At 29.5% G+C, this 12,018-nt stretch carries 10 protein-coding genes; 2 read left to right on the top strand and 8 right to left on the bottom strand.

What is annotated here, in order from left to right; translation table 11 throughout:
* Positions 1–306: 306 nt before the first annotated feature.
* From RSA29_RS16975 to pckA, 3 genes are all read right to left on the bottom strand, one after another.
* On the bottom strand, positions 307–1,086 hold the full coding sequence (locus tag RSA29_RS16975) for a serine hydrolase (protein WP_346944055.1): 780 nt from the start codon (positions 1,084–1,086) through the stop codon (positions 307–309).
* Positions 1,087–1,384: 298 nt separating this feature from the next.
* On the bottom strand, positions 1,385–2,488 hold the full coding sequence (locus RSA29_RS16970; protein WP_346944056.1) for a hypothetical protein: 1,104 nt from the start codon (positions 2,486–2,488) through the stop codon (positions 1,385–1,387).
* Between the two features lie 239 nt (positions 2,489–2,727).
* Positions 2,728–4,302: a phosphoenolpyruvate carboxykinase (ATP) gene (gene pckA / locus RSA29_RS16965; protein ID WP_346944057.1), complete on the bottom strand. Its 1,575-nt coding sequence runs from the start codon at positions 4,300–4,302 to the stop codon at positions 2,728–2,730.
* 414 nt (positions 4,303–4,716) lie between these two features.
* Here pckA and RSA29_RS16960 point away from each other — a divergent pair, with 414 nt between their 5' ends.
* Both RSA29_RS16960 and RSA29_RS16955 read left to right on the top strand, forming a co-directional pair.
* Positions 4,717–6,075, top strand: coding sequence for a MurT ligase domain-containing protein (locus RSA29_RS16960; protein ID WP_346944058.1), 1,359 nt, complete (start codon positions 4,717–4,719; stop codon positions 6,073–6,075).
* A 14-nt stretch (positions 6,076–6,089) separates the two neighbouring features.
* Entirely contained in the window at positions 6,090–6,812 is a 723-nt protein-coding gene (locus tag RSA29_RS16955; protein WP_346944059.1) for a glutamine amidotransferase, read from the top strand.
* A 71-nt stretch (positions 6,813–6,883) separates the two neighbouring features.
* Here RSA29_RS16955 and RSA29_RS16950 read toward each other — a convergent pair whose 3' ends face one another.
* The 5 genes from RSA29_RS16950 to RSA29_RS16930 form a co-directional block, all read right to left on the bottom strand.
* Positions 6,884–8,140, bottom strand: coding sequence for an XRE family transcriptional regulator (locus RSA29_RS16950; protein ID WP_346944060.1), 1,257 nt, complete (start codon positions 8,138–8,140; stop codon positions 6,884–6,886).
* Positions 8,141–8,154: 14 nt separating this feature from the next.
* Positions 8,155–9,465, bottom strand: a complete 1,311-nt coding sequence (locus tag RSA29_RS16945) for a helix-turn-helix transcriptional regulator (protein WP_346944061.1) — start codon at positions 9,463–9,465, stop codon at positions 8,155–8,157.
* 162 nt (positions 9,466–9,627) lie between these two features.
* Positions 9,628–9,798, bottom strand: coding sequence for a hypothetical protein (locus RSA29_RS16940; protein WP_346944062.1), 171 nt, complete (start codon positions 9,796–9,798; stop codon positions 9,628–9,630).
* Between the two features lie 87 nt (positions 9,799–9,885).
* Positions 9,886–10,806 carry a ribonuclease H family protein gene (locus RSA29_RS16935; RefSeq protein WP_346944063.1) on the bottom strand — a complete coding sequence of 307 codons (921 nt, stop codon included), beginning with the start codon at positions 10,804–10,806 and terminating at the stop codon, positions 9,886–9,888.
* 59 nt (positions 10,807–10,865) lie between these two features.
* Complete coding sequence (locus tag RSA29_RS16930; protein WP_346944064.1) at positions 10,866–11,918, bottom strand: DUF1232 domain-containing protein; 1,053 nt, start codon at positions 11,916–11,918, stop codon at positions 10,866–10,868.
* Positions 11,919–12,018: the final 100 nt, after the last annotated feature.

Raw genomic sequence — 12,018 nt, 5'->3', positions numbered from 1 at the left:
TGTCAACAACTTTCTTTAAAAGTTTTTTTCTTAATTTCTTAAGATTTTTCTCTCAATTTTTGTTGTTTCTTTGCCGCATCTCTCAGCGACAAGACTTATAATACCATGCAATAGTACCCCCTAGCACCACCCCTGTCTGCGTTAACTTATATTATATTAATCCTTCTTTAAATTACTCCTGTTTTCTATACATTTCTCATATTGATACACCTGGCAACATTGTTAGAATTACCTTTCTCTGATAGTTTTCACCATGAAAAATGCATAAGATTTTCATCTTATGCATTTACAAAACCTCTTATATAACTAATTCCAATCTTTATCTATCATATCGAAAGTCATTTTACCAACTGTACCTAACGTAGTAACCCCATAAACATTAGATGGTAAATCCTTAGACATAACCGCAAATATAAAGTCTCCTTTTTCTACATTTAAAATTAGAGCATCATTTTCAATCTCATCTAAACTTCCACTTTTATTAGCCGTTTGTACTTGTACATTTTTAGGCCAATAAAATGATAGTCCAGTAGTAAATTGATTTTTCTTTATTATATCTATAATAAATGAACTATGCTCCTTCCTTAAAACTGTCCCATCATTAAGCAACGTTAAACATTTACACAAATCATAACAAGTAGTTATATTTTCATCTAAATCATTAGCCTTAACATTAGAAGGGTATTTATTTATAACCGTAGACGTTAACCCCATAGCCCTAACTATTTCATTAATTTTATTCATTCCAATAATGTTTATAATTTTACATGCCGCAGTATTATCACTTTGCATTAGCATCGCTACTATTAATTCTTTAATACTGTATTGTTTTTCTCCGAATTCATGTATTATTCCAAAGTATCCTGTAACTTTATCAGCCTCTGTTATACTAACTAATTGTTCTAAGGATATATTGTTGCATTCCACTTCTTTCATCGCAGCCATAGCTATTGGAATTTTAATGCACCCAGCCGCTACCATTTTATCATTTTCATTGAGACCGTAAGTATATCCACTTTTCAAATCAGCAAAATAAAAACTATATTTGCCTTCTCTTTTTTCTAAATAACGCTTAACTTCTTTCATACGCAACCTCCACACAATCAATGATAATAATCTATATCCTTTTAAAACTTATTATAATTTTCTTTCTATATGATGTCAAATCTCTAAAATTTATTCTTATTTTATAAATGATGTACATATATCTATGTTTTCTATAATATGCTACGCCTTTTTTCTAAATAGATCAATTATTCTTAATATTGTTTCAACACATATCCATTATAGTTCTCAATTTCACACGATTATAACCTCTAAACATAAGTATAAAGTGCTCATATAATCCCTAAAAATATATTACATACCTCCCATTACAAACCAACTACTCTTTGTTTATTATAACTGAACGCACTGTATTAACCCCATCAACGGAGATTTCAATCAAATTATTCCCAGTTTCCACAGAAAGACTATAATAAGTGTCCACTTTTATATACTCCCCACCATTTATCCTAATATAAAAGTCTCTAAGCATAGTACTATTCATAAAAGTTCCTAAAACAAACTTTATATATCCTTCGCCATCTTCTTTCATATCTCGTTTTGAAAATATCATAGTAGGAATTTCATCAGCCTTATATTCTTTTTCATCAATACAAGGACTTATATTAAATACAACCTCATCCTCTACAAATATTGTTGGCTGAATATAACCTTTATCAGTTTCAACCTGTATATCTTCAACTTCTTTAACATAAGTCACATATGAATTAATAACAGATTTATCGTATTTATTATTGTCCACTTTAATAGTATATGTACCTAAACTGCTATTTAAAATTTTAACATGAGACTTTTCTAAAGACATTTTTTTCTCACCAGTATCAAGTGTCAAATTTTTCAGATCACTATTAAGTACTTCTATAGCACTTAGCGGTTCACCGTCGCATTCTAAATATCCACCTGCAAATCCATCTACCATTATCCATTTCATTCTTTTAGAATCCCAGATTTCAATTACTGAATAACTTTCATTAAGTCTATACTCACCAACTCTAACCGTAACACCAACAGAGGTTAATAACTCCTCCATAATGGTATTGTAATCCTTCTGTGAAACCACTGCACCCTTACCCATTTCAATTAAAAGTTCTTCAGCATTTTTTTTGGTTTCCATAGCTGTTAAACTAATCTCACATCTAGCTTTTAACCACTTTTCAATATCTAATGCCTTTAGAATTTCATCATCCTTTTCATTAACTATCTTATCAATTTCACATTTACTTTTTAAGTGAATTATTTCCGCTTCACCTTCATCCATATAATAAAACTTTATATTGTTTCCCTTATATAGGTTATCCCACTTATTTACCATAGTTATATAGTTTTTTTCCCCATCGTCACCGCCCAAATAAATAAACATAAATATACTAACAATTATTACAACTACACCTATGAATAAATTTTTGCTGCTCCCTATTTTCATCAAACCCTCTCCTTTCACAATGTAATTAAAAATTATACTTCAATTATAATGCTTTTTAAATAAAAGTGAAAGTTTTTATACTCGTAACATACACCTCGTATAAAATATTCTTTTGAGATTAGTTTAATATCACTAGTAGAAAAGGACCCTTTTTATACCAGAGTCCTTTTTATAAAAATATATAATTCAGCTTCAACCCTTTGTTCAACTCATCTTACAATTATAGTTTAATGTTTTATCTATTCTTTGCAACCAACCGCAGCTGCTAAAATTTCATCACTTAATTCATCGAACTTTTTAAAATTATTTTGGAATTGTTTAATAAGCTCTGCAACTTTTCCGTCGTATTCATCTTTATTTTCCCATGTATTCCTCGGATTCAATATTTCTGAAGGTACATTAGGTACACTCTTTGGAACAAGCACATTAAAGTTATTATCCTCTTCAAATTCACCATTTCTTAATTTTCCTTCTATGGCCGCCTTTACCATTGCCCTAGTATAAGTAAGGTTCATCCTCTTCCCTACGCCATACTCGCCTCCAGACCAACCTGTATTAACAAGATACACCTCTGTGTTATTTTCACTTATTCTTTCACCTAGAAGCTTTGCATACACTTCTGGTTTCATAAGCATAAATGGCTCTCCAAAACACGCTGAAAATGTAGCTTTAGGTTTAGTTATACCTCTTTCCGTACCTGCAAGCTTACTAGTATACCCCGACATAAAGTGATACATAGCTGCTTCTTTAGATAGCTTGGATATAGGAGGTATAACACCAAATGCATCTGCCGTTAAGAATATTATTGTATTCGGATTTTTACCTACACCACTAATTTCAACATTTTCAATATATTCAATTGGGTATGCCCCTCTTGTATTTTCAGTCAAAGAGTCATCATCAAACATCGGTCTATTCTCTTCATCTAACACAACGTTTTCAAGCAGTGCACCGAATTTTAATGCATTGTAAATCTCTCTTTCCTTATCCTTATTAAGTTTAATTGTTTTAGCATAACATCCACCCTCAAAGTTAAACACCCCATCATTACACCATCCATGTTCGTCATCTCCAATTAGTTTCCTTTCTGGATCTGCTGATAAAGTAGTTTTCCCTGTACCTGAAAGTCCAAAGAATACGGCCGTATCACCGTTCTCACCTATATTAGCTGAACAATGCATTGGAAATACACCCTTTGTTGGTAATATAAAGTTCATTATTGAAAATATAGATTTTTTTATTTCTCCTGAGTACTGGGTTCCACCTATCAAAACAATCTTTTTCTCAAAATTAATTATGATGAAGGCCTCCGAGTTAACTCCATCTTCAGCACCCTTAGCCTTAAATCCTGGAGCAACAATTACATTAAATTCTGATTGAAAGCCTTCCAATTCTTCTTTTTCTATTCTTCTAAATAATTGATTTGACATCAACGCTTCTGATGCATATTCATTTATAACTCTTATGTTCATGCTATATTCCTTCATAGCACCAACATATCCATCAAACACATATATATCTTTATCTGAAATATATTCTATAACCTGTGAATATAAACTATCAAATACATTTTCATCTATAGCTAAGTTTACATCTCCCCAGTTAATAAGTTCCTTAACACTATCTTGCTTAACTATAAATCTATCTTTAGGTGACCTACCTGTATATTTTCCTGTATTAACCACAAGAGCCCCACTATCCGCAAGAGTTCCCTCACCATTTTTAAGCGCATGTGAAACTAGCGCTGCATAGCTCAAATTTCTATAAACCTTTTTAGAAGTATTAATATTTAAATATCCTAAATCTAAATTCATTTTTCTACCCCCATATAAACTATATTATTAATTTAATTAATGTAACACATTTTTATTTACATAATATTATAATACTCTTTTTTTATGAAAATGCAAGAAAAATTTTAATTTTCCGCTGTATTTGGGTCTTAATATTGCAAAAATTGAATTATATATTTCATTGTGCATATTTTGTCACTTTTTCCCGTTAATAGTGCAACATATTACATACCACCCATTTGATTTTCAATAAATTTTTAATGCCATTAATCTTTTTTTCTTTCCTTATGATTGATAAGTTCTTATATGTCAATTCAATATTATATGTTATAATGTTGAATTGACATATAACTCATGAAGTTTTCTATATCATTGTAAAAATTATAGTTCTTCATTGGATTTATATTAAAATATGTTTAAATATATTAAAAGGATGTGTGGAAAATTAAAATTAATTCTCTTATAGCAATAATAAGCTCAAAGATTATCCTTAAACTTAGTACCACATTATTTAAGGGTGGTTCTAATTTCCCTGGCAAAGTTGCCCTTGCCCTAGATAAAAATATACTTTCCACTATAACTAAAGGATATAAAGTAGTGCTAGTTACAGGCACCAATGGTAAAACTACCACAACTAGTATGATTTATAACATCCTAATTAATGCAGGTAAAACTGTTGTAACAAATGGTACCGGTGCAAATATGAATACTGGAATTGTAGCATCTTTTATTTCTAACTATAAATTTTTCCGTAAGTCCAATGACATCTATGCTGTTATAGAGACAGATGAAGCTTACCTTAAATTTATAACTGAAAGTATAACTCCTGAAATTATAACGGTTACAAATTTATTCAGAGACCAACTTGATAGATACGGAGAAGTACATACAACTTATTCTAAAATTTTAGAGGGAATACACAAAACCCCCAACAGTCTTTTGATTTTAAATGGCGATGAATCTTTACTTGGTAAAATAGATGCTAAAAACCCTTCTGTATATTATGGATTCAATACAGCAATTAATGAAAATACAGTTTTAAGCGTTAACGCCGATAGCAAATTTTGCAAGTTTTGTAAAACACCTTATAGTTACGAGTATATTACCTATAATCACTTAGGAAATTATTTTTGTCCTAAGTGTGGATATAAACGTCCTGAACTAAAATTTAAAGTAGATACCATTCTAAACATTTCTCCCTCTGGATCAGATGTTATAATAAATAATGAAGATTACTATATTAATCAATCTGGAGAGTATAATATTTATAATGGCCTATGTGCTTTAGCTGTAACCTCAGAACTTGGGATTACTTCCGACTGTATTAAAACCTCTTTATCTAATCAAAAAAGTAGTTTTGGTAGACAAGAGAGTATAATTATAAATGGAAAAGAAATTAAAATAATCCTCGTTAAAAACCCTGCCGGTTATAACCAAGCACTTAACACTATTTTACTTAATAATGATTCCATAGATTTAACTTTAATGTTAAATGATAATTATGCAGATGGTACAGACGTATCTTGGATTTGGGACGTAGATTTCGAAAAATTAGCAGAACTAAACATAAATGATATTGCTATTTCAGGCATAAGACTTTACGATATGGCCGTAAGACTTAAAACAGCAAATCTTAATGAAAATAATTTTATATTCTGTGAATCTGATGACGATTTAATAAGTAGCCTGACACAGAGTAAAAGTAATACTAATTATGTACTTGTTACCTATACTGCTATGCTCCATCTTAGAAAGTTACTACACAGTAAAGGATATATAAATAAAATTTGGTAAGGTAAGGTGATCTCGTGGAAATTAATATATGTCATTTGTATCCAGATTTATTAAATGTTTATGGCGACGTTGGAAATATTCTAATCCTTAAACATAGAGCTGAAAAAAGAAATATCAAAGTTAATATTAAAAACATATCAATAAACGATGATTTTAATAACGATGAATTTGATATAGTTTTCTTTGGAGGTGGTCAAGACTACGAACAATCTATTGTATCAAAAGACTTAGTTGAAAATAAAAAAGAAACTATCTCACAATATATTGAAAGCGGAAAAGTATTTTTATGTATCTGTGGTGGATATCAACTCCTTGGCAAAACTTATTCAACATCAACAGGAGAAATTCTTGAAGGCCTTGGCATACTAGATATCTACACCGAGGCCTCCACTAAACGATTAATCGGAAATTCAATAATATACAATGAAATATTTGATGAGACATATGTTGGTTTTGAAAACCATTCTGGAAAAACTTATATTGGAGATTTAACTCCACTAGGTACCATAAAATATGGTTTTGGAAATAACGGCGAAGATAATAAAGAAGGTTGTATATACAAAAATACTTTCTGCACTTATTTTCATGGTAGCTTACTATCTAAAAATCCAGAGCTCTCAGATAGATTGCTCTCTTTAGCCCTTAATAACAAATACGGCGACGTAACACTCTCAACATTAGATGACACCTTTGAACTCAAGGCAAAGGCACACATAATTAATAGATTTGTAAAATAGAAATTAAGTTAATACTAATAAGAGCATTCACTAAAACTATTAGTAAATGCTCTTATTTTTTATATTATAATTTAAAAATTATTATTTTCCTTGAATGCTAAATTAAAATAATGAATAGAATCTCTAACATTGTTCATTCCATGATACATGCTACCAAGTTTCATATATCGCTTATATATCTGTCCCTTTGTACCATATTTAATTAAAGTATCCAAGGAGAGTACCATACAGGTTTCAGCCATCACATAATTTTTTTTCTTTTCATATACTATACCTTTATAATAATAGGCTTTTTCCATAGTTGGTATAAACTCTATCTCTATAGACAAATCCAATGCTTCTTCTATATATTTAAGCGCTAAATCTAAAGCTTCACATTCTATCAAGCTCTTTGCTCCATCTATTAGAAATTCACATAAACTTTCTTTATTTTCTCTTGGAAACTCATCTAAAGCCTTCTTAATATATTCTAAAGCACCATCTATGTCTCCATTACTAAACTTAGCTTTTGCGATATCATAATATGCAGCCGCCTTTTTATCAATACACTGTCCATATCTTCTAAATGCTTCTAATTCATATTGTTTTGCTTTATCACCTTTTGAGTATATCTCAACTATAGAAAGAACCTTATATATTTCAGCATTTATATATTCATCATCACTGAAACTAAGTATTTCACATAAATCTTTGCTTATCTCAATAGCTTTATCAATTTTATTATTCGTTATATTGATTGCAACCTGATTATATGTAGCTTTTATATATTCAATAGAATTTTTCTTGTTTAGTCCAATAAGTTTTTTTCTCACAGTAGAAATATAACTTCCAGCCTGTTCGATTTCTCCATTACTATATAAATACTTTGCTATATTCATATAATAGTTAATGTGTAGTATTTCATCTTTCGATTTCTGACATGAATTATAATATCTAGGTATAACTGTACTTAATTCCGTTTTCATCCCACGATTTAAATAATACTCAAAAAGTATATTAAATAATTTACAACTCAAATCATGATAATTATATTTTTCCGAATATTCAACACTCCTAAGCACATCTCCTAATGACATAAGTTGCTTCATCGAATTAAACTTCTCTATATTACCTTCAATTTGTTCTCTTATTCCATGTTTTAGATAATCCATATCTAAGTTAAGCTTGTCCCTTACAATTTCTAGTATCCACTCTTCCGGCTCAACCTTATTATTCTCTATACAGCTCATTTTAGAGACAGAAATCTTATCTTCACATACATCCTTCAACGTTAAACCTTGATAAACTCTTGACCTTTTTATTTTTTCTCCAGCCGATAATATTTCCATAATTATCCCCACCCCTAAAACTCCGTTAATTCATTAGTTTCTTCAAGAATTCTAACACCTTCATCAAGATATTTTTTAGCCTCACATTCACGTCCTAAATCCATATAGAATTTACCTAACGTAATAGCTATTTCAGCACTTTCCCTTGTGTAATTCATTTTTTCTGTATAACTCAATGTATCAATAAGTGTTTTTTCCGCTTCTTCATAACTTTTATCTAAAAGTTCTATTTTATATTTTAACATATGATATTTGTATAATAATGTAGAGTCTGTAGTACTCATCCCTTGAAGATTAGTAGAAATCTGCTCTAAAACTTTCTTTGCATTAACTTCATCTTTTAATTTTATATAGTTACTACAAATAAGCATTAATGTATCCGCTGTTGACTCTCCCATACATTGTTTCCCATATCTCTCACTAGAAATTTGTTCAAATGACTTTTCAATATTACCATACCATGAAAATAACTTACCTACACCAGTCATCAACTCATTCATCTCTATTTTTTCATCCCTTGCTTTAAAAACACTCAAACTTTTTTCTGTGTAAGTAATAGCTTGGTCCAAGTTTCCTTGCCCAAATCTTTCTTTCCCAATCACTAAAAAAGATTCTCCATATCTTACGTCATCTTTCAATTTCTTAATTTTTAAGTCTGCATAATTCATGTACTGAATCGATTTCTCATCAATACCCATTTTATTCAGAGTTAAACTAATATAATAATATACCTTACCTATCAAAACTTCATTATACACATCGCACTCTTCTAACACCTTTTCAGCTTGTTGAAAATAGCTATAAGATGAATGATATGCCTTTAATTTAAGTGTTATTTCACCTAACAATATGAAAATCTTAATTATTTCATCATAGTAGTTATACCTTATATATGTATCATTTGCCGAAAGTAACAACTCTTGAGCTTCATTGTATTCTTTTTTGTCCGCATGAATTAAAGCTTTTAAATACATATTAGTAGCTCTTCTCACTTCCAAATTATACTTTTCTATGTATTCAGAAGAATGTGCCAACGCCTCGTTTGCTTGATCTAAGTGCCTATTTAATATGTTAACTTTAGCTATATTTTCATAATAAGTACATACTTTATTAGCTTGGGCACCTTCACTTTCCATAAGATGTTCTACTGAAACGTTTAGCGTGCTTGCCAAATACTCTAACAAGTCCATGCTAGGATTAGATTTACCTGATTCAATTAAGCTTATTTGCCCTGCAGTAATCCTATCACCAGCTAAACTCTTAAGAGTTAAATCAAGCTCCTTTCTTCTTTGTTTAATTTTCTCTCCTAAAGATAAGATCTCCATAAATTCATCCTCTTCTCTTATCAAATTCTTTATAAAATACAACATAATTTCACGTATATTCATTGTATCATAAAGATGTCTAATACACAAAACGAAAAGTTCAAATCTTCTTAACTATGAATTTATTTTGTTTATAAATAAAAGCTAGAGCAAATGCTCTAGCTATTTTAAAGATGACATTGCTATACTTAACATATCTCCAGCCCTATGTTGAAGTTTTCTAGCGGTCTTTTTCATTTTTCTTTTTGTCCTCATATCCACCTTTGGCATTGCAAAATTTACTGCCAATAATAATGCTGATATCAAAGCAATAGCTTTAATTAAGACTTTCATATACTACACATCCCTTCTTAACCTCTATGTATATGATGTGCATAATTACAATTTATATCCCTCAAATTATAGCTTTAAAATATTTTTTTATAATCTACTTATTAACTCAATTATAACTTGATTTTTTGTATAATCTTCTACTTTATTCAAATATATATATATTTCTTCTTGAGATAACGTTAAAATATAAGATACTATCTGCTTAATATTTTTTTCTCTATTTATTTCATTGTCATTTGACTCCACTAAACTCTCATCCATACATTTAACTCTATCCAAATTCTTATCAATAATTTTGGCGATTATTTTTTTGACTTCAGTAGATTTTACTAGTAGTTCCGAATCTTTTATAGCCTTGTCAACTACTCTATCAATATTAACCCCTGCACCTACCTTAGCCAATTCATCTGCAACATCATTGTACAAATCATTTGTATGACTATCTACTTTAACAAATATGATGTTTATATCGCCCTTACGTTTTAATTTATTGATAATCTCATAATATTCTTTAGATAAATTTGTATTTCTCTCCCAAGTCCCTGTAGCATGCTGACATACGCCCTCATAATCATAAAATATAACAATTTCTTTATATTTGTTTTCTATGGCATATTCTACTGCCTCAATAGATGCTCTCAATTCTCCATTTACTTGCCTTTGATTACACTCTTCAGCAAATCCACCACCATAGCTTGCATGAATTATTGTATCTTTTTCAATAACTACAATTCCATAGCCATAATTTTCAGTCGCAGTATTATAGCTACCATCTACATATATGTGGGGAATATTTGAAGGATATTCATCAATGCCCTTTTTTAATGAATTCACACTATTTAAATATTCTTCTGCTTCACCACGTGTCAAAAAGCTCTTATATACAGCACCCTTTGCACCTTTTACATATCCAAGACATTCATTCCAAGTGTTAACAATTATGTTATTTACAGTTTTATTTGTTTGGACATCTATACCTCTTTTTATTGCATAATATTTAACTGCCATATAGTCTTTTATCTCCTTCTATTGAATAATATTTAAATTAATCTTACTGTTTATCATTATTATTTAGCAAAAAATCTAATAGTCTTTTTCATAGATATTCTTACCACATCTACCATCCTCTTAATTTCTTTTGTTCCAAACTTATCATCAAGTAGACTCATAGCATCTCTTGAAATCTCTATAATATTTGACTTACCTTCCCAATTTTCTAGTATCACTTCCTCAGGTATATCACAGAGAACCTTTTGAAGTATAAAAAATGTAACTGCTAAATCATCTATTTTCCCTACGAGCGGCACTGTATCTGGAATTATATCCAATGGGAAAAATAAATATCCTAATGCTATAGATATATTAAATTTAGTTTCTTTTGCCACTCTTTTATCATTATATAATCGTATGAACAATGAAATTATATCTGGTATTAAAACCACATACGGATATAATTTTTTATATTTACTTGTAAATCTTTCTTGAAACTCTTTTCTAAATCTTTTATAAGTGTACTCTTTACTAGCTTCTATCACATTCTGAAATTCTAGATTCACACTATCATCCCCATCAATGTTTACATTTTCCGCAGTACTTACATTATCCTCTACTCTATCTTGTGATGATATTTTGCCATTTTTTTTTATTTCTACATCTTTATTATCACTGTAAAAATTAAAATCACTTACCTCAGCCTCAAGTCCATATGGTATTATTTTCAATCCCTTTAGTTTAAAATCTACCATCGGTATAATTTCACATAATTTATCTAACTTAATTTTAATTATTTCTTCATTAAATTCAATTCCTAAATGTTCTACTTTTGAACTTATAATCTTTAACGCAATGTTAATAATTCCTTTGAATATTTTTAAGTTTTTAACATTTATTTTCTCTATGGATAAATATACTATATTATTCTCTACTCTTTCAACTGATATATTAATGGTAAATGGAATCGTAACCTTATACTTATAGGTTCCTGATACTATAATAGTTTTGTCTATTAATACTTTATCAATAACCAATCCATCAACTTCTACATATTCTTTTAACACATCATTAATAATACTGTATAAGTCTTTTTCTGTTACAACTACATTTATATTAGATATTTGCATTACAATTCCCCCTAGTTCTTTCCATCAAATTATTATCAAACAATCCTTTATTCTATATATATTTTCACATAAAAAAGGACCCACTTCAATTATACATGAT

The sequence above is a fragment of the Clostridium sp. genome, assembly GCF_036660475.1.
Lineage (GTDB): Bacteria > Bacillota > Clostridia > Clostridiales > Clostridiaceae > Clostridium_J.
This window is presented reverse-complemented; position numbering and strand designations above follow the sequence as displayed.